At 63.3% G+C, this 17,926-nt stretch carries 17 protein-coding genes; 3 read left to right on the top strand and 14 right to left on the bottom strand.

The window, feature by feature from the left end; translation table 11 throughout:
* Positions 1–5 precede the first annotated feature (5 nt).
* Positions 6–980 carry a Bug family tripartite tricarboxylate transporter substrate binding protein gene (locus ACZ50Q_RS11940; protein ID WP_464081619.1) on the bottom strand — a complete coding sequence of 325 codons (975 nt, stop codon included), beginning with the start codon at positions 978–980 and terminating at the stop codon, positions 6–8.
* Between the two features lie 128 nt (positions 981–1,108).
* Here ACZ50Q_RS11940 and ACZ50Q_RS11935 point away from each other — a divergent pair, with 128 nt between their 5' ends.
* Positions 1,109–2,050: a LysR family transcriptional regulator gene (locus ACZ50Q_RS11935; protein WP_464081618.1), complete on the top strand. Its 942-nt coding sequence runs from the start codon at positions 1,109–1,111 to the stop codon at positions 2,048–2,050.
* A 3-nt stretch (positions 2,051–2,053) separates the two neighbouring features.
* On the opposite strand, the gene ACZ50Q_RS11930 is transcribed toward ACZ50Q_RS11935, so the two are convergent.
* From ACZ50Q_RS11930 to uvrB, 11 genes are all read right to left on the bottom strand, one after another.
* Positions 2,054–2,938, bottom strand: a complete 885-nt coding sequence (locus ACZ50Q_RS11930; RefSeq protein ID WP_092580331.1) for a methylglyoxal synthase — start codon at positions 2,936–2,938, stop codon at positions 2,054–2,056.
* Positions 2,939–3,108: 170 nt separating this feature from the next.
* Positions 3,109–3,303 (bottom strand): Fe-S cluster assembly protein IscX, encoded by a 195-nt coding sequence (gene iscX / locus ACZ50Q_RS11925; protein ID WP_076520406.1) that lies wholly within the window; start codon positions 3,301–3,303, stop codon positions 3,109–3,111.
* The gene (gene fdx / locus ACZ50Q_RS11920; RefSeq protein ID WP_092580329.1) at positions 3,303–3,644 is read right to left on the bottom strand and encodes an ISC system 2Fe-2S type ferredoxin; all 342 of its coding nucleotides are present in this window, start codon (positions 3,642–3,644) and stop codon (positions 3,303–3,305) included. Before fdx ends, iscX begins: the two co-directional genes overlap by 1 nt.
* 9 nt (positions 3,645–3,653) lie before the next feature.
* Positions 3,654–5,516, bottom strand: coding sequence for a Fe-S protein assembly chaperone HscA (gene hscA / locus ACZ50Q_RS11915; protein WP_464081617.1), 1,863 nt, complete (start codon positions 5,514–5,516; stop codon positions 3,654–3,656).
* Positions 5,517–5,589: 73 nt separating this feature from the next.
* Positions 5,590–6,102 carry a Fe-S protein assembly co-chaperone HscB gene (gene hscB / locus ACZ50Q_RS11910; protein WP_464081616.1) on the bottom strand — a complete coding sequence of 171 codons (513 nt, stop codon included), beginning with the start codon at positions 6,100–6,102 and terminating at the stop codon, positions 5,590–5,592.
* 3 nt (positions 6,103–6,105) lie between these two features.
* Positions 6,106–6,429 carry an iron-sulfur cluster assembly protein IscA gene (gene iscA, locus ACZ50Q_RS11905; RefSeq protein WP_008159199.1) on the bottom strand — a complete coding sequence of 108 codons (324 nt, stop codon included), beginning with the start codon at positions 6,427–6,429 and terminating at the stop codon, positions 6,106–6,108.
* A gap of 2 nt (positions 6,430–6,431) precedes the next feature.
* Positions 6,432–6,836 (bottom strand): Fe-S cluster assembly scaffold IscU, encoded by a 405-nt coding sequence (gene iscU / locus ACZ50Q_RS11900; protein ID WP_076520401.1) that lies wholly within the window; start codon positions 6,834–6,836, stop codon positions 6,432–6,434.
* 33 nt (positions 6,837–6,869) lie between these two features.
* The gene (locus ACZ50Q_RS11895; protein ID WP_076520400.1) at positions 6,870–8,081 is read right to left on the bottom strand and encodes an IscS subfamily cysteine desulfurase; all 1,212 of its coding nucleotides are present in this window, start codon (positions 8,079–8,081) and stop codon (positions 6,870–6,872) included.
* A 21-nt stretch (positions 8,082–8,102) separates the two neighbouring features.
* On the bottom strand, positions 8,103–8,642 hold the full coding sequence (gene iscR / locus ACZ50Q_RS11890; RefSeq protein WP_092580324.1) for a Fe-S cluster assembly transcriptional regulator IscR: 540 nt from the start codon (positions 8,640–8,642) through the stop codon (positions 8,103–8,105).
* 191 nt (positions 8,643–8,833) lie between these two features.
* Positions 8,834–9,325, bottom strand: a complete 492-nt coding sequence (locus ACZ50Q_RS11885) for a low molecular weight protein-tyrosine-phosphatase (RefSeq protein ID WP_006386176.1) — start codon at positions 9,323–9,325, stop codon at positions 8,834–8,836.
* A 251-nt stretch (positions 9,326–9,576) separates the two neighbouring features.
* Entirely contained in the window at positions 9,577–11,643 is a 2,067-nt protein-coding gene (uvrB, locus tag ACZ50Q_RS11880; RefSeq protein ID WP_076520398.1) for an excinuclease ABC subunit UvrB, read from the bottom strand.
* Positions 11,644–11,718: 75 nt separating this feature from the next.
* Here uvrB and ACZ50Q_RS11875 point away from each other — a divergent pair, with 75 nt between their 5' ends.
* Positions 11,719–12,918: an amino acid aminotransferase gene (locus tag ACZ50Q_RS11875; protein ID WP_464081615.1), complete on the top strand. Its 1,200-nt coding sequence runs from the start codon at positions 11,719–11,721 to the stop codon at positions 12,916–12,918.
* 151 nt (positions 12,919–13,069) lie between these two features.
* Entirely contained in the window at positions 13,070–13,720 is a 651-nt protein-coding gene (gene lexA, locus ACZ50Q_RS11870; protein ID WP_076520396.1) for a transcriptional repressor LexA, read from the top strand.
* 143 nt (positions 13,721–13,863) lie between these two features.
* On the opposite strand, the gene lon is transcribed toward lexA, so the two are convergent.
* A complete protein-coding gene (gene lon / locus ACZ50Q_RS11865; RefSeq protein WP_076520395.1) occupies positions 13,864–16,314 on the bottom strand; it encodes an endopeptidase La in 2,451 nt (816 codons plus the stop codon).
* Between the two features lie 258 nt (positions 16,315–16,572).
* On the bottom strand, positions 16,573–17,871 hold the full coding sequence (gene clpX / locus ACZ50Q_RS11860; RefSeq protein ID WP_056318854.1) for an ATP-dependent Clp protease ATP-binding subunit ClpX: 1,299 nt from the start codon (positions 17,869–17,871) through the stop codon (positions 16,573–16,575).
* Positions 17,872–17,926 lie beyond the last annotated feature (55 nt).

Raw genomic sequence — 17,926 nt, 5'->3', positions numbered from 1 at the left:
CGTGTTCACTGTTCCGCCTTGAGTCCGATGGTGTTCGCGGCCTGCGTCCACTTGACGGTTTCCTGCTTGAAGAAGTCGTCCAGCTTGGCCGGCGCCACCTGGAAGGCTTCCGCGCCGCGCTCCTGCATCGCCTTGCGGTAGCCGTCGCTCGCCACGACGTTCGCGACGGCGGTGCGCAACTTCTGCACCACCTCGTCCGGCGTGCCCGCGGGGGTTTGCAGCGCAAACCAGAACTTCAGATCCAGGCTGGGATAGCCGGCCTCTTTAAGCGTGGGCACATCCGGCAACAGCGGCGAACGCTCCGCGGACGTGATCGCCAACGCCTTCAGGCGTCCGCCCTGCACCTGGCCGATGCTGGTGGACATGCTGTCGAACAGGAAGTCGACCTGGCCTCCGATCACGTCGGTCACCGCATTGGCGCTACCCTTGTACGCCACGCCCACCGCCTCAAAGTTCGCAAGCTTTTGCAGCGACGCCCCGTACACGTGCGGCGAACTTCCCGGCCCGAATGTGGCGTAGCTCAAGCCACGGGGCGCGTTGCGGGCACGCTCGACCAGTTCGGCCAATGTCTTGACGGGCGTGCGCTCCGGGTTCACGACCAGCAGGTTGGGCATGGCCCCGGTCGTGCCGACCGGCACATAGTCTTTCGACGGATGCATCTTGGCGCTGGGATACATCAGCGGGCTGATGGCCTGCATGGCCACCGTGTTGTGCATCAGCGTGTAGCCGTCGGCCGGGCCATTCAGCACGCTCTGATAGCCCACATTGCCGCTGGCACCCGGCTTGTTCTGCACGATGACCTGCTGTCCCAGCTCGCGCGAGAGCGGCTCGGCTACCAGGCGCGCGATGAAATCGGTTGGTCCGCCCGCGGAAAACGGCACGACCAGCGTGATGGGTTTGGATGGCCAGGTATCCGCAAATGCGGGCGCGGGCAGCGTCGCCGAAACGAGGCACGCGGCAAGAATTCTGTTGAACGTCATGATGTCTCCTGTGTTTTTGGTCTGGAATGACGCTCATTATGCGAAGCGTATTGATATATTAGAAATACCGTTTAAATATGCAGGCCATAACAAAAAAATGATGGCCTGGCGCATCCGGAGGCTCGCTAATGTCCCTGTCCATACGCGCGATGCAATGCTTTGTCGCCGTGGTTTCAACGGGTTCGATCAGTCGCGCCGCCGGCGCGCTGCACGTGGCGCAACCCGCGCTGAGCCTGCTCATCCGCAATCTGGAGGAAGACCTGGGTGTCGTGCTGCTGCATCGCAGCGCCCGCGGCGTCACGCCCACCGCCGCCGGCGCGCGGCTGCTGGCGCACGCCCGCGAGATCCTGGGCCGCATCGACGCGGCCCGCGCCGACGTGCGCGAAGACATCAGCACGCCGCGCGGAACGGTATCGCTGGCGATGTCGATGTCCATGGCCAAGCTGCTGACCGTGCCATTGCTGCGGTTCAGCCTGACGCACTGGCCTGGCGTCTATCTGAAAATCATCGAGTCCAGCACCGGGTACATCCCAGGCTTCGTCAGTTCCGGCCATGCCGACCTGGGACTCACATTCAGCGACGAGGCATCGGTCGATCTTCGGTTCCAGCACTTGATCGACGAGGAATTGGTGGTCGTATCGCCGCCGGCCGCACAGCGCGCCAAACGGCCGCCATCGACCCTGGCCGCATTGCCGGCGATCAGCCTGAGCGCCGTCTCGGCGCTGCCGCTCGTGCTGCCGGGCAACCCGCACAGCCTGCGCCGGCTGCTGGATCAATACCAGCAGCGCGAGCAGGTCGAGTTCCGCATCATCGCCGAGGCCAACGCCATTCCCCAGTTGATCGAACTGGCGCAGGCCGGCATCGCGCACACAATCCTCTCGTACGAAGCCGTGCGCCAGGAGGCCGAACGCGGCTTGGTGACCCTGCGCCGGATCGGCAGGCCCAGGCTGACCCGCCCGGTATATCTTTGTCGTTCGGATGTATTGCCGCTGTCGATGGCGGCGGCGGCCGTCGCGGACCAGGTCGCCCGGATCATCGGGGACGCCGGCCCTGCCGCAAGGCGCGCGTAGCGCTCAGACCACGCGCTTTTCCACCGCTTGCGCCCAGCGCCGCGCCACCGCGGGCGACGTCGCGCAGGTGGCGGACTCGGTGACGACACGGACCGCGCGCTCCAGCAGCTGGATGTCGGCCTCGTGCTGGCGCGCGACGTGCGGGTCCTCAAAGAAGATGACGCGCTGGCATTGATGCTCCAGCACCAGTTCCGCGATCTGCGCATCGCCACCCAGCGGCCCGCTCAGGTAGCGATGGACCCAGGGGGTGTCCTTGGGCCAGCCACGCGACCAGGCCAGCTCGTTCAGCCGGCCGCCGGTCGTGCCGGTGGCCACGCGCCGCGCGAAGCGCGACAACACATCGAAGTGCTCGCTGGCAAACGCGACCATTTCGTCCTTGAGCGCATCGTGCGCGATCATCGCCAGCGTCTGCCCCACAAAGTTGAAATGGCGGGACACGGACGCATCCGGGGCCAGCCCGGCATGGATGCGTTCGACTTCCATCCATTCGATGGCGCCGGCCAGCGTCGAGATGAACGGACGGCCATGCGTGATGCACTGGCGCTTGAGCGCCAATGCCTCGGGAAAAATCGAAGACGGGTCGACGGGATCAATCAGGTAGATCGCGCCGTCGAACGGCGCCTGCCCATCGCGGCCTTCGGTGACCCGCGCAACCAGCTTCATCAGACCGCCCTCGCGGCCATACGGATAGCGGATCAGGCCGGGGTAGCTCTGCAGCATGCCCTCGCGCACGATGGCGTCATGGGTGCGCCCCACCGTGTGCAACTGCACGCCCAGCTCACGGATGGTGGACGAGCACGCACGCAGCCAGGTGAACAAGGCGGCATCGGGGGTTTCGTGGTGCAGGCGATTGGCGGCCAGGCCAAAACGCAATTGGGCAGCAGGCATCGGTAGACTCGGTCGGGAATGGACAACGTACGGATACCCGATGATACCGTGGCCCGCGCGACGGCGGCATGTCAGGCGGCCAAGGACATGCCAAGGCGCTCGCCTCCTTGCCCGGCCCCAAAAAGAAAAACGCTCCGGGATGGAGCGTTCTTCGTATTTCAAGCCGGCGGTCAGTCGGCCTCGTCAATCCAGGCCATCTGGATGGCCTCCAGGATCTTCTCGCCGCAATGCGCGGGATCGTCGCTGAAATCCGGCAATGCCATGACCCATTCGCGAAGCTGCGTAAACCGCAGCGTCTGGGGGTCGACATCAGGATGCGCGTCGTACAGCGCAGCGGCAATCTCGTAGGTGTCGGTCCACTTCATCAATGGCCCTCTTTGGCGTGATTGATCGTGTACTTGGGGATCTCGACCGTCAGGTCGGCATCTTTCACCAGCGCCTGGCACGACAGGCGCGACGTCGGGGTCAGGCCCCACGCCTTGTCCAGCAAGTCTTCTTCGTCGTCGGTCGCGTCTTCCAGCGAGGAATAGCCCTGCTTGACCACCACGTGACAGGTCGTGCAGGCGCAGGACAGTTCGCAGGCGTGCTCGATGTCGATGTGGTTGTCCAGCAGCACCCGGCAGATCGACACGCCCTTGGGCGCGTCTTCAATCACCGCGCCTTCCGGACAGTAATCGGGATGAGGCAATACAGTCAGTTTCGGCATAGCTTTTTATCAGGCGATTTCGTCAAGTTTGCGGCCGGCCAACGCGGCGCGGATACTGCGGTCCATCCGGCGCGCGGCAAACTCGTCCGTGGCAGCGGACAGCGCCTGCACCGCTTGCGTCACGGTGTCCACGTCCTGCGCCTGCTGCGCTGCGATGGCGGCTTGCAGGCACTCGTCGACACGCTTGCGTTCTTCCGAGTCCAGCAGGTCGCCGTCGACGGCCAGCGCCGCCTGCACTGATTCCACCAGTTGGCGCGCGTCCACCTGCTGCTCGCGCAACATGCGGGCCTTGGCGTCGGTATCGGCCTGCGCCACGCTGTCGGCCAGCATCCGCGCGATCTCGTCGTCCGACAGCCCATAAGAGGGCTTGACGGACACCATGGCTTCGACGCCCTGGCTCTGTTCGCGGGCAGTGACGCTCAGCAAGCCGTCCGCATCCACCTGGAAGGTCACGCGGATGCGGGCGGCGCCTGCCACCATGGGCGGAATGCCGCGCAGCTCAAAGCGCGCCAGCGAGCGGGAGTCCGCCACCAAATCGCGTTCCCCCTGCACCACGTGAATGCTCATGGCGGTCTGGCCGTCCTTGAACGTCGTGAATTCCTGGGCGCGTGCCACGGGAATGGTGCTGTTGCGCGGGATGATGCGCTCGACCAGCCCGCCCATGGTTTCCAGGCCCAGCGACAGCGGGATCACGTCCAGCAGCAGCCAATCCTCGCCCGGGGCGCGGTTGCCGGCAAGCAGGTTGGCCTGCAGGGCCGCGCCCAGCGCCACCACCTGGTCAGGATCCAGGTCAGTCAACGGCTCCGTGCCGAACACCTTGGCCACGGCGGCGCGCACGACGGGCATGCGCGTCGCGCCACCCACCATCACCACGCCACGCACGTCGGCGGGCTTGAGCGACGCATCGCGCAGCGCGCGGCGCGCGCAGTCCAGCGTGCGCTCGATCAGCGGCTGGGCAAGCGTCTCGAACTCGGCGCGGGTCAGGGTCAGATCCACCTCGCGGCCGCCGGACAGCGTCAGCCTCAAGCTGGACGTTTCGGCATCGGACAACGCTTCCCGCGCGGCGCGCGCGGCCATCAGCAAGCCACGGCGTTCAGCCGGCGACAACGCTCCGGCGCCCAGCTTGGCCACCGCGTGATCGGCGATCAGCACGTCGAAATCGTCTCCGCCAAGCGCCGTATCGCCCCCGGTGGAAATGACCTCGAACACGCCTTGGGTCAGGCGCAGGATGGAAATATCAAAGGTGCCGCCGCCCAGGTCATACACGGCGTATACGCCTTCGGCGGCGTGGTCCAGGCCGTAGGCAATCGCGGCCGCGGTCGGTTCGTTCAGCAGTCGCAGGACGTTCAGGCCCGCCAGCCGGGCCGCATCGCGCGTCGCCTGCCGCTGGGCGTCGTCGAAATACGCCGGTACGGTGATGACCGCGCCCACCAGCTCGTCGCCCAGTACGTCTTCGGCGCGCTGGCGCAGCACCGCCAGGATCTGCGCGGACACTTCGACCGGGCTCAGGTCGCCCTGGACCGTGCGGATGCGCACCATGCCGGGCGCGTCCACGAATTCATACGGCGCGCGCGTGGCGCGCGCCTCTTCCAGCGAGCGTCCCATGAAACGCTTCACGGACACGACGGTGTTCAGCGGATCCTCGGCCTGCTGGGCCAAAGGCTCGCGCCCGGTCGTAACCTTGCCGCCGGGAAAATAGCGCACCGCCGACGGCAGCAAGGCGTGGCCTTGGGCGTCGGGCAGCACTTCGGCAACGCTGCTGCGCACGGCGGCAACCAGCGAATTGGTAGTGCCCAGGTCGATCCCGACCGCCAGCTTGCGCTGGTGCGGCGCGGGCGATTCACCGGGCTCGGATATCTGCAATAAGGCCATGATTCTGCTTTTTCTGGTCAATGGGCCGCGCCGTGCAGGCGCCCATCTCGGGAACGCCCCAGCGCGCCGTTGGCTATCCCGCGGGCTGCACGTGCGCCAGCTCCTGAGCCAGCTTTTCCACGAACATCCACTCCCGCACCTTGCGACCGGCCGCCTCGAAATCGCGTTCGTCGTCCAGCAGGCGCGTCAGCGTGGCGCGCATCTCGGCGCGCGTCTCGTCCAGTTCGGCCTGCAACGTGTCCAGAATGCCGGCGTCGTCGCGCGCATCGTCCAGCATCTCGCGCCAGGTCATCTGCTGCATGAGGAAAGACGCATCCATGGACGTGTTGCTTTCGGTCTGCAGGTCCACGCCGGCCTGCTCGCACAGGTAGCGCGCGCGCAGCAGCGGATCCTTCAACTGGCGGTAGGCTTCGTTGGCACGCGCCGCCCACTGCATGGCCACGCGGCGTTCCGCGGGACTGGCCGTGGCGTAGCGGTCGGGATGCACCTGCGCGGCGACGGTGCGCCAGGCCTTTTCGAGGGCCTGCGCGTCCAGCTCGAAGCGCGCCGGAAAGCCGAACAGGCTGAAGTGGTCGTCACCAGCCAAGACTTACACCGTGAACGACTCGCCGCAGCCGCAGGTCGCCTTTTCGTTGGGGTTGCGGAACTTGAAGCCTTCGTTAAGGCCCTCGCGGGCATAGTCCAGCTCCGTGCCATCGAGGTACGCCAGGCTCTTGGGGTCGATGAAGACCTTCACGCCGAAGCTCTCGAAGACGACATCTTCCGACTCCACCTCGTCGACGTATTCCAACTTGTAGGCCATGCCGGAACAGCCCGTCGTCCTAACGCCGAGCCGCAAGCCGATACCCTTTCCGCGCTTCTGCAAGTAGCGGCCGATATGGGTGGCAGCCTGTTGGGTCAGGGTAACGGACATGATCAGCCCGCCACAGCTTCGGCCGGGGCCGAGTGCTTTTCTTTGTAGTTCTGCACCGCGGCCTTGATCGCGTCTTCGGCCAGGATGGAACAGTGCACCTTGACGGGCGGCAGGGCCAGCTCTTCGGCGATCTGCGTGTTGCGGATGTTCATGGCTTGATCCAGCGTCTTGCCCTTGACCCATTCGGTCACGAGCGAGCTCGAGGCAATGGCCGAACCGCAGCCGTAGGTCTTGAAGCGCGCGTCTTCGATCACGCCGGCTTCATTCACCTTGATCTGCAGCTTCATGACGTCGCCACAGGCGGGCGCGCCCACCATGCCGGTGCCCACCGAGTCGTCCGACTTGTCGAACGAACCGACGTTGCGCGGGTTTTCGTAGTGATCCAGAACTTTGGTGCTGTAAGACATGTTAATTCTCCACGTATATCCAGGCGCGGGCGCTTAGTGCGCGGCCCACTGCACGGTGTTCAAGTCGATGCCTTCCTTGGCCATTTCCCACAGCGGCGACATATCGCGCAGCTTGCCAACCCGGCTCTTGATCAGTTCGACGGCGAAATCCACTTCCTTTTCGGTCGTGAAGCGACCCAGCGTGAAACGGATCGAGCTGTGCGCCAATTCGTCGTTGCGGCCCAGGGCGCGCAGCACGTAGGACGGCTCCAGGCTGGCCGAAGTGCAGGCCGAACCGCTGGAGACCGCGAGTTCCTTGATCGCCATGATCAGGGACTCGCCTTCGACGTAGTTGAAGCTCACGTTCAGGTTGTGCGGCACGCGCTGGTCCATGTCGCCGTTCAGGTAGACCTCTTCGATCTCCGACAGGCCTTTCCACAGACGGTCGCGCAGCATGCGGATGCGCTCGTTTTCGGTCCCCATTTCTTCGCGCGCCAGGCGGAAGGCTTCGCCCATGCCGACAATCTGGTGCGTGGCCAGCGTGCCCGAGCGGAATCCACGCTCATGGCCACCGCCGTGCATCTGCGCCTCGATGCGGATGCGCGGCTTGCGGCGCACGTACAGCGCGCCGATGCCCTTGGGGCCGTAGGTCTTGTGTGCCGAGAACGACATCAGGTCGACCTTCAGCTTTTGCAGGTCGATTTCCACCTTGCCGGTCGCCTGCGCGGCGTCGACGTGGAAAATGATGCCCTTCTCGCGGCAGATTTCGCCCAGCGTTTCCACGTCCTGGATCACGCCGATTTCGTTGTTCACCATCATCACGGACACCAGCACGGTATCAGGACGCAGCGCCGCCTTGAAGACGTCCAGGTCGATCAGGCCGTTGTCCTTGACGTTCAGGTAGGTGACTTCAAAGCCCTGCCGTTCCAGCTCGCGACAGGTGTCCAGCACAGCCTTGTGCTCGGTCTTGACGGTGATGATGTGCTTGCCGCGTTCGGCATAGAAGTTCGCGGCGCCCTTGATGGCCAGGTTGTCGGATTCGGTGGCGCCGGAGGTCCAGACGATTTCGCGCGGGTCGGCGTTGACCAGCTTGGCGACTTCCTCACGGGCGCGCTCGACGGCTTCTTCGGATTCCCAACCGAACGCGTGGCTGCGCGAGGCGGGGTTGCCGAAGTTTTCATAAAGCCAGGGCACCATCTTGTCCACGACGCGGGGGTCGACGGGCGTCGTGGCCGAATAATCCAGATAGATCGGACGGGTGGTCATTTCTACAACTCCTGATACTTCTTATACGGTGGCATTGGCGGCAACGGTGGTGGTCGGGGCGTTGGCGGCAGGCGCGCCTCCCACCCGATTCACACGCACCGCGCAGGCCTGCGCTTGATTGTTGGCTTCCTGCAATTGGCGCACACGCTGCTGATCGACCAGATCCTGCAGCGACACCGAATCCAGGTAATCCACCATCTTGCGATTCAACGTGGCCCAGAGTTCGTGCGTCATGCACTTGCCCGGCTTGCCGTCGTTGCCGCTCGTACAGTCCCGCTTGCCGCCGCAACTGGTGGCGTCCAGGGGTTCGTCGACGGCGAAAATGATGTCGGCGACCGTGACGTTGCGCGCAAGGCGCGCAAGCGAATAACCGCCACCCGGACCGCGCACGCTGTCCACGAGTTCGTGGCGACGCAGTTTGCCGAAGAGCTGTTCCAGGTAGGAAAGCGAAATGTTCTGACGCTGGCTGATGGCCGCAAGAGTGACCGGCCCACTATGCTGCCGCATAGCCAGATCGATCATGGCAGTCACGGCGAAACGCCCTTTGGTAGTTAGCCGCATGGTGAATTCCCTGTGATTCGGCAATGGCCGCCAGCGAATCCAGCGGTCAATACCCGAGTAATTGGCTCAAGTATAGCCTATTCCCGACTAATTTGGTATGGCTCCGGGCTACAAAAAACCGCGCATCTGCGCGGTTTTTCACTGCCTTGTACCTTGAGAGCCGCTCTGCAGGCGGCCCTACACCCATGCAATCAAGCAGCCTGGTACTGGGTGGCGCGCTTGCGGACCAATTCGAGGACGCCCTGACAGGCGTCTTCCAGATAGTCCAGCACCTTGCCGAAACCATCCGCGCCGCCATAGTAGGGATCCGGCACGGTGGCCTCTTCGAACTCATTGGCAAAGCGCATCAGCAGCATCAGCTTGTGCTGATAAGCCTTGGGGCATTGCTGCTGCATGGCGGACAGGTTGTCCCAGTCCATGGCAAGGATGAGATCGAAGTCGCGGAAGTCTTCCGCGGTGACCTGACGCGCCTCGCAGTGGGTGATCTCGTAGCCGCGCTTGCGTGCTGCGGCCTGCGCCCGGGCATCAGGCGCCTCGCCGATATGAAACGCGTGCGTGCCCGCGGAGTCGATGCGCACGACATCGCCCAAACCCGCGTCATTCACCAAATGGCGAAACACGCCCTCTGCGCTCGGCGAGCGACAGATATTGCCCATGCAAACGAAAAGTACCTTGGTCATCATGGAAGCAAGTGTGCGGGAAAACCCGAGATTAGGCAAGCTTTTTTTGCGCCTGCGCAATTGATTCAAAGCAACCCAGCCACCTTACAATCACCTTGAAAATCATTGACTTGCAAGGTGTTGTTCAGGTAACCACTGAAAATATGGGGCGTTAAAAATCCGGAATCGTTACACCCTGATTGCAACGCAGCAGCTTCCACCACGATTCAGCTCGATGTCAGCGTTTTGACATGAATTGAAACACGCCGACGGACCTAGACTGCCCCATCCAGCAACACGCGTTGCTTCAACGCATTAAGCGAATCGCGGGCTGCCGCGGCCTGTTCGAACTCCAGGTTGCGGGCATGATCCATCATCAGCTTTTCCAGGCGTTTGATTTCGCGCGCCAGCGCCTTCTCGTCCTTGAGCAGCTCGGCGGGAACGGCAGCTTCCAGCGTGTCGTGCTGGGCCGGCGCCACGATGCCGTCGATCAATTCGCGCACAGCCTTGTGCACGCCGCGCGCGGTGATTCCGTGATCCTCATTGAACTGCAGCTGCTTGGTCCGGCGGCGGCTGGTTTCGTCCATGGCGCGCTTCATCGAATCCGTGATGCGATCGGCGTAGAGGATGGCATGGCCATTGAGGTTGCGCGCGGCTCGGCCGATGGTCTGGATCAGGCTGCGCTCCGAACGCAGGAACCCTTCCTTGTCGGCATCCAGGATGGCGACGAGCGACACTTCAGGAATATCGAGCCCTTCGCGCAGCAGGTTGATTCCCACGAGCACGTCGAAGGTGCCCAGGCGCAAGTCCCGCAGGATCTCGACGCGCTCAACGGTATCGATGTCGGAGTGCAGGTAGCGCACCTTCACGCCATGTTCGCTCAGGAAGTCGGTCAGATCCTCGGCCATGCGCTTGGTCAGCGTGGTGACCAGCACACGGTCGCCCTGCGCAACGCGCGTTTTGATCTGGCCCAGCAGGTCATCCACCTGCGTGCGCGCGGGCAGCACCTGCACGATCGGATCCACAAGCCCCGTGGGCCGCACGACCTGCTCCACGACATTGTCGGTGTGCTCCTGCTCGTACGCGGCCGGCGTCGCCGAAACGAAGACGCACTGGCGCATGCGGGCCTCGAACTCCTCGAGTTTCAGCGGGCGGTTGTCCAGCGCGGACGGCAGGCGAAAACCGTACTGCACGAGGGTTTCCTTGCGAGACCGGTCTCCCCGGTACATGGCGCTGAGCTGGCCGATCGTGACGTGGCTTTCGTCGATGAACATCAGTGCATCGGACGGCAAGTAGTCGATCAGTGTCGGCGGCGGCTCGCCCGGCGCGGCGCCGGACAAGTGGCGCGAGTAGTTTTCGATACCCTTGCAGAAGCCCAGCTCCTGCAGCATTTCCAGGTCGAAGCGGGTGCGCTGCTCCAGCCGCTGGGCTTCCACCAGATGGCCGTCATCGACGAAGCGCTTGACGCGTTCGCGCAGTTCTTCCTTGATGGTTTCGATGGCGCGCAGCACGGTGTCGCGGGGCGTCACGTAGTGCGACCCGGGGTAGACCGTAAAGCGCGGCAGCTTCTGGCGTATACGGCCCGTCAACGGGTCAAAGAGCTCCAGGCTTTCGATCTCGTCGTCGAACAGCGTGACCCGCAGGGCGAGCTCGGCGCTTTCCGCCGGGAAGATGTCGATGGTTTCGCCGCGCACGCGGAATACCCCGCGCGTGAACTCGGCGTCGTTGCGCGTGTATTGCATGGCAACCAGCCGCGCCAGGATTTCACGCCGCGCGATCTGGTCGCCGGCGCGCAGGATCAGCACCATCGCGTGATAGTCGCCCGGATTGCCGATACCGTAGATGCAGGACACCGTGCCTACGATGATCGTGTCGCGGCGCTCCAGCAGGCTCTTGGTGGCCGACAAACGCATCTGCTCGATGTGTTCGTTGATCGACGAATCCTTTTCGATGAAAAGGTCGCGCGTCGGCACGTAGGCTTCGGGCTGGTAGTAGTCGTAATACGAAACGAAGTACTCGACCGCGTTCTTCGGGAAGAACTCGCGCATTTCGGCGTAGAGCTGCGCGGCCAGCGTCTTGTTCGGGGCCAGGACGAGCGCCGGGCGGCCCAGCCGCGCGATGACGTTGGCCATAGTGTAGGTCTTGCCGGACCCCGTCACACCCAGCAGGGTCTGGAACATCAGGCCGTCTTCGACACCCTGCGTCAGCCCCTCGATGGCCGTGGGCTGGTCTCCCGCGGGCGGATAGGGCTGATAAAGATGAAACGGGCTGTCAGGGAAATCGACGAATCCCGGACCTGCGGCGGGAGCGCCCGCGCTCGGGTCTATTGCGCTCTTAGGCATGCTAGACTGTTCCAGGGTAAACCCCCCATTATCCACAGCACTCCGTACTGCGTCCACCCACCTCATCAGAGTCCCATGAGCACCCTTTTCGATTCCGTCGAACTCGCGCCGCGCGACCCCATTCTTGGTCTGAACGAACAATACAACGCGGACACCCGCCCCGGTAAAGTCAACCTGGGCGTGGGCGTGTATTACGATGATCAGGGACGCATTCCCCTGTTGGGCGCAGTGCGCAAGGCCGAGGCCGCCCGCATCGAAGCTGCCGCCGCCCGCGGATACCTTCCGATCGAAGGCATTGCCGGCTACAACAGCGGCGCCCAGGCCCTGCTGCTGGGCAAGGACTCCGCGCTGGCAGCTGCCGGCCGCGTGCTGACCACGCAGGCACTGGGCGGCACCGGCGCGCTCAAGATCGGCGCCGACTTCCTGCGCCAGCTTCTCCCGGGCTCCAAGGTGCTGATCAGCGACCCGAGCTGGGAAAACCACCGCGCGCTGTTCGAGCGAGCCGGCTTTGAAGTCGGCACCTACGCTTACTACGACGCGACCACCCGCGGCTTGAACTTCGAAGCGATGCTGGCCGACCTGAAGGCGGCGCCCGCCAAGACCATCGTCGTGCTGCACGCGTGCTGCCACAATCCCACCGGCGCGGATCCCACCGCCGACCAGTGGAAGCAGATCGCCGCCGTCGTCAAGGAAAACAACCTGGTCCCGTTCCTGGACATCGCCTACCAAGGGTTTGGCGACGGCCTGACCGAAGACGCATCGGTCGTGCGCCTCTTTGCAGACATGGACATGACCATGTTCATCAGCTCGTCGTTTTCGAAGTCGTTCTCGCTGTACGGCGAGCGCGTCGGCGCGCTGACGGTCGTGGCGGGCAGCAAGGAAGAAGCCACCCGCGTGCTGAGCCAGCTCAAGCGCGTCATTCGCACCAACTACTCGAACCCGCCCACCCACGGCGGCACGGTGGTCTCGACGGTGCTCAACACGCCCGAGCTGTTTACCCTCTGGGAAGAAGAACTGGCCGGAATGCGTGACCGCATCCGTCTCATGCGCAAGCAGCTCGTCGACAAGATCAAGGAACACGGCGGCAAGCAGGACTTCAGCTTCGTGCTGAAGCAGCGCGGCATGTTCTCGTACTCGGGCCTGAGCGCCGCGCAGGTCGACCGCCTGCGTGAAGAACACGGCGTCTACGCCATCTCCAGCGGCCGGATCTGCGTGGCTGCGCTGAACAGCGGCAACATCGACAAGGTGGCCGCCGCCATCGCGGCAGTGCTTTAAAACCGCAGGCCGGCGCCACGCCGGCGGCAGCCAGAAACGGGACCCAGGGGGTCCCGTTTTTATTTGCGCCCGGCTCGGCTTGCTTTTTTGCGCTGCGCCCCCCAGAATGGCGCTGTATATATGTACAGTCCGCTCACAACGGATCATCGCCATGGCCAGCAAACTTACTGATCGCCAACAACAAATTCTGGATCTCATCAGGCAGACGGTTTCGCGCACCGGCTTTCCGCCGACCCGCGCCGAAATCGCCCAAGCCCTGGGTTTCCGTTCGCCCAACGCCGCAGAAGACCATCTGAAGGCGCTGGCCCGCAAAGGCGCCATCGAACTGACCGCCGGTGCGTCCCGCGGTATCCGCCTGAAGGACGCGGCGACCTCCCCCGCACAGGCCTCGTTGCCCATCCCTGCCCTGGCGCAGCTCCTCCTGCCCCTGGTTGGCCGTGTCGCAGCGGGCAGCCCCATTCTGGCGGCTGAACACGTCGAACGCGAAGTCGGCGTCGATCCCAACCTTTTCGCCCAGGCGCCAGATTACCTGCTGAAGGTGCGCGGCATGAGCATGCGCGATGCCGGCATCCTGGAAGGCGACCTACTGGCCGTCAAGAAAGCCTCGGAAGCCCGCAATGGCCAGATCGTGGTGGCCCGACTGGGCGACGACGTCACCGTCAAGCGCTTGCAGCGCCAGAACGGCCATATCGAACTCCTGCCCGAAAACCCCGATTTCGAGACCATCGTGGTCAAGCCCGACCAGGAATTTGCACTGGAAGGCATTGCCGTAGGCCTCATCCGCACCCAGGCGCTGCACTAGGCGCGTCGGCGCAGCACCCTAAATAAACAAACCCCGCTCAAACATCGAGCGGGGTTTTCGTATTGGGACGCCAGGGCTGGCCCGGGATATCCTGATCTGGATCGGGCGCCCTCTTTCGAAGGCGCCCGGGGTTCAAGCTGCGATCAGTGCTTCATGACCGGATCGGTCGACCCCGGATCGGCCGGCTTGGCCACCAAAGATTCCTTGACGGCTTCTTCCTCGGCGAGCGGTTCGGGCAGACGCTCCAGGGCAAGCTCCAGCACCTTGTCGATCCAGCGCACCGGCACGATCTCGAGGTGGTTCTTGACGTTGTCCGGGATCTCCGCCAAATCCTTGACGTTTTCTTCCGGGATCAGAACCGTCTTGATACCGCCACGATGTGCCGCCAGCAGCTTTTCCTTCAGGCCGCCGATCGGCAGCACTTCGCCGCGCAGCGTGATCTCGCCGGTCATGGCGACGTCGGCGCGCACCGGGATGCGCGACAGGGCCGACACCATGGCGGTGGTGATCGCGATACCCGCGGACGGACCGTCCTTCGGGGTCGCGCCTTCCGGCACGTGCACGTGCATGTCGTGCTTTTCGAACACGCTGTCGGCAAAGCCCAGACGACGGGCCCGCGAACGCACAACCGTGCGCGCGGCTTCGACCGATTCCTTCATCACATCGCCGAGCGAGCCCGTGCGCTGGATGACGCCCTTGCCGGGCATGTCCGCGACTTCGATCGTCAGCAGGTCGCCGCCGACTTCCGTCCACGCCAGACCGGTAACCTGGCCGATCTGGTTTTCCTTCTCGGCCATGCCGAATGCGTAGCGACGCACACCCAGGTAATCGCTGAGATTGTCTGCCGTGACGTTGACAGCCTTGACCTCCGGCGCCTTGCCTTCGGCCTTGGCGCGATCGCTCTGGGTCAGCAATTGCTTGATGACCTTGCGGCAGATCTTGCCGACCTCGCGCTCGAGCGCACGCACACCGGCTTCGCGGGTGTAGTAGCGCACGATGTCGCGCAGCGCGCTGTCATCGACAGTCAGCTCGGTATCCTTCACGCCGTTGTTCTTCATCAGCTTGGGCAGCAGATGGTCGCGGGCGATGTGGATCTTTTCTTCCTCGGTGTAACCCGACAGGCGGATCACTTCCATGCGGTCGAGCAGCGCCGGCGGAATGTTCAGCGTGTTGCTGGTCGCCACGAACATGACGTCCGACAGGTCGAAGTCGACTTCGATGTAATGGTCCTGGAACGTGTGGTTCTGTTCCGGATCCAGCACTTCGAGCAACGCCGACGAGGGATCGCCGCGGAAATCCATGCCCAGCTTGTCGATTTCATCCAGCAGGAACAGCGGATTGCGCACGCCGACCTTCGACATGTTCTGCACGATCTTGCCCGGCATGGAACCGATGTACGTACGACGGTGGCCGCGAATCTCGGCCTCGTCGCGCACGCCGCCCAGCGCCATGCGGACGAACTTGCGGTTCGTGGCTTTGGCGATCGACTGGCCGAGCGAGGTCTTGCCCACGCCCGGAGGGCCGACCAGGCACAGAATCGGCGCCTTCACCTTGTCCACGCGCTGTTGCACGGCAAGGTATTCCAGGATCCGTTCCTTGACCTTTTCCAGGCCATAGTGGTCGTTGTCCAGCACCGTTTCGGCGTTGCTGATCGAATTGTTGATCTTGCTCTTCTTTCTCCAGGGGAGATTGATGAGCGTGTCGATGTAGTTGCGCACCACGGTGGCCTCGGCCGACATGGGCGACATGAGCTTGAGCTTCTTGAGCTCGGCGTCGGCCTTCTTGCGCGCCTCTTTGGGCATGTGGGCAGCGATGATCTTCTTTTCGAGCTCTTCGATGTCCGCGCCCTCTTCGCCTTCGCCCAGTTCCTTCTGAATGGCCTTGACCTGCTCATTCAGGTAGTAGTCGCGCTGGCTCTTTTCCATCTGCTTTTTCACGCGGCCGCGAATCCGCTTTTCGACCTGAAGGATGTCGATTTCGGTTTCGAGTTGCGTGAGCAGGCCTTCCAGGCGTTCGGAGGTGCCGACGATCTCGAGCATCTTTTGCTTCTGCTCGAGCTTGAGGGGAAGATGCGCGGCGATCGTGTCGGCCAGGCGACCGGCATCATCGATGCCAGCCAGCGAGGTCAGGATCTCCGGGGGGATCTTCTTGTTGAGTTTTACGTACTGCTCGAATTGCGCAACGATGGCGCGGCGCAGGGCTTCGGTTTCGGAGCCTTGCATGGCGTCCGGCTCGATCGGCGACACCTGGCAGGTGAAGTGCGAATCGGCATCTTCGATGCTGTTGATGCGCGCGCGCTGCGTGCCTTCGACCAGCACCTTCACGGTGCCGTCAGGCAGCTTGAGCATCTGCAGGATGCCGGCGACGCAGCCGATTTCGTAGACGTCTTCAGGCGTGGGGTCATCCTTGCCGGCGGATTTCTGGGCCACCAGCATGATGCTTTTGCCCGCTTCCATCGCAACCTCGAGCGCGCGGATGGAGCGCGGACGGCCGACGAACAGCGGGATGACCATGTGCGGGAACACTACGACATCGCGCAGCGGCAGCAGGGGGAGGTCGATCGGGTCGGAAGGCAGGGTCTGGCTGGCAGACATATGGGGTTCCTCGGTATGACTCGGCGTATGGGGACGGGACACCCGGGAATACCCGAGCAATCTCGTCAATTACGTCTGTTATGGGAACAATAGCCGAAAATTCAAGATCTCGGCCGCCTGGATCACCAAAAAGGCCCCAAATAAGGCCCTGGAGCGCTTCCAGTATGCGGCCATGACAGCCGACTGAAAAGCGTGTTTTGGGATGGAGAAGCGCCCTAGGCAAAAAAACCCGTTACGAGAACGGGCTTTTTTGAAATATCAGGCAGCGGCGTCGCGGACTTCTCCGCGCTCCGGCTTCTCTGGCGCGGCGTTTTCATCCGCGTAGATCAGCAGGGGCTTGCCCTCGCCTTCGATGGCGTTCTCGTCGAGCACCACGCGCTTGACGTTGCCTTGGGACGGCAGGTCATACATGGTGTCGAGCAGTGCCTGCTCGATGATGGAGCGCAGCCCGCGCGCGCCCGTCTTGCGGCGAAGCGCCTTGCGGGCGATGGCCTTGAGTGCGGCAGGCCGCACGTCGAGCTCGGCGCCTTCCATGGCGAACAGCTTCTGGAACTGCTTGAGCAAGGCGTTCTTGGGCTCGGTCAGGATCTGGACCAGCGCGGCTTCGTCCAGTTCGTCCAGCGTCGCGACCACCGGCAGGCGACCGACCAGTTCAGGGATGAGGCCGAACTTGATCAGGTCTTCGGGCTCGACTTCGGAGAAGAGCTCGCCCACGCCGCGTTCGGACTTGGCGCGTACCGACGCCGAGAAGCCGATGCCGGACTTTTCCGTGCGGTCGCGAATGACCTTTTCCAGTCCGTCGAAGGCGCCGCCCACGATGAACAGGATGTTCGTGGTATCCACCTGGACGAAGTCCTGGTTGGGATGCTTGCGGCCGCCCTGCGGGGGCACCGAGGCGACCGTGCCTTCGATGAGCTTAAGCAAGGCCTGCTGCACGCCTTCGCCGGACACGTCACGGGTGATGGACGGGTTGTCGGACTTGCGGGAAATCTTGTCGATTTCATCGATGTAGATGATGGCGCGCTGCGCCTTCTCGACTTCATAGTTGCAGTTCTGCAGCAACTTCTGAATGATGTTTTCGACGTCTTCACCCACGTAGCCGGCTTCGGTCAGTGTCGTGGCGTCGGCCATCACGAAAGGCACGTTCAGCATGCGAGCCAGCGTCTGGGCCAGGAGCGTCTTGCCCGAGCCGGTGGGCCCGATGAGCATGATGTTGCTCTTGGAGAGCTCGACTTCGTCGCCCTTGATTTCGCCGTGCCGAATGCGCTTGTAGTGGTTGTAGACGGCCACGGCCAGCATGCGCTTGGGCGAGGTTTGCCCGATGACGTACTGGTCGAGGAAGGTCTTGATTTCGGCCGGAGTGGGCAGCTCGGAACGAATCGCCGCGCGCGCAGTGGCCTGCGCTTCCTCGCGGATGATGTCGTTGCACAAATCTATGCATTCATCGCAGATGAATACCGACGGACCCGCGATCAGCTTGCGGACTTCGTGCTGGCTTTTATTGCAAAACGAGCAATGCAGCACCTTAGCGTCTGCCGATCCCTTTTTTTCAGGCATATTTCTTTCGTATCTCAGGTAAAGATGCGCCAGGTCGGGCAAACGACCTAGCGCA

The organism is Achromobacter sp. T5-5, assembly GCF_055397965.1.
Note: the sequence above shows the minus strand (reverse complement) of the source record. Positions and strands in the feature narration are given on the sequence as shown.

Excerpts from the sequence above, each read along its gene's own strand:
- lon (WP_076520395.1), bottom strand. The coding sequence starts at position 16,314 with ATGTCTGCCAGCCAGACCCTGCCTTCCGACCCGATCGACCTCCCCCTG.
- ACZ50Q_RS11885 (WP_006386176.1), bottom strand. The coding sequence starts at position 9,325 with ATGATGACCAAGGTACTTTTCGTTTGCATGGGCAATATCTGTCGCTCG.
- ACZ50Q_RS11875 (WP_464081615.1), top strand. The coding sequence starts at position 11,719 with ATGAGCACCCTTTTCGATTCCGTCGAACTCGCGCCGCGCGACCCCATT.
- ACZ50Q_RS11930 (WP_092580331.1), bottom strand. The coding sequence starts at position 2,938 with ATGCCTGCTGCCCAATTGCGTTTTGGCCTGGCCGCCAATCGCCTGCAC.
- fdx (WP_092580329.1), bottom strand. The coding sequence starts at position 3,644 with ATGCCGAAACTGACTGTATTGCCTCATCCCGATTACTGTCCGGAAGGC.
- iscR (WP_092580324.1), bottom strand. The coding sequence starts at position 8,642 with ATGCGGCTAACTACCAAAGGGCGTTTCGCCGTGACTGCCATGATCGAT.
- lexA (WP_076520396.1), top strand. The coding sequence starts at position 13,070 with ATGGCCAGCAAACTTACTGATCGCCAACAACAAATTCTGGATCTCATC.
- hscA (WP_464081617.1), bottom strand. The coding sequence starts at position 5,516 with ATGGCCTTATTGCAGATATCCGAGCCCGGTGAATCGCCCGCGCCGCAC.
- ACZ50Q_RS11895 (WP_076520400.1), bottom strand. The coding sequence starts at position 8,081 with ATGACCACCCGTCCGATCTATCTGGATTATTCGGCCACGACGCCCGTC.
- clpX (WP_056318854.1), bottom strand. The coding sequence starts at position 17,871 with ATGCCTGAAAAAAAGGGATCGGCAGACGCTAAGGTGCTGCATTGCTCG.
- ACZ50Q_RS11940 (WP_464081619.1), bottom strand. The coding sequence starts at position 980 with ATGACGTTCAACAGAATTCTTGCCGCGTGCCTCGTTTCGGCGACGCTG.
- iscU (WP_076520401.1), bottom strand. The coding sequence starts at position 6,836 with ATGTCTTACAGCACCAAAGTTCTGGATCACTACGAAAACCCGCGCAAC.
- uvrB (WP_076520398.1), bottom strand. The coding sequence starts at position 11,643 with ATGCCTAAGAGCGCAATAGACCCGAGCGCGGGCGCTCCCGCCGCAGGT.
- iscA (WP_008159199.1), bottom strand. The coding sequence starts at position 6,429 with ATGTCCGTTACCCTGACCCAACAGGCTGCCACCCATATCGGCCGCTAC.
- ACZ50Q_RS11935 (WP_464081618.1), top strand. The coding sequence starts at position 1,109 with ATGTCCCTGTCCATACGCGCGATGCAATGCTTTGTCGCCGTGGTTTCA.
- iscX (WP_076520406.1), bottom strand. The coding sequence starts at position 3,303 with ATGAAGTGGACCGACACCTACGAGATTGCCGCTGCGCTGTACGACGCG.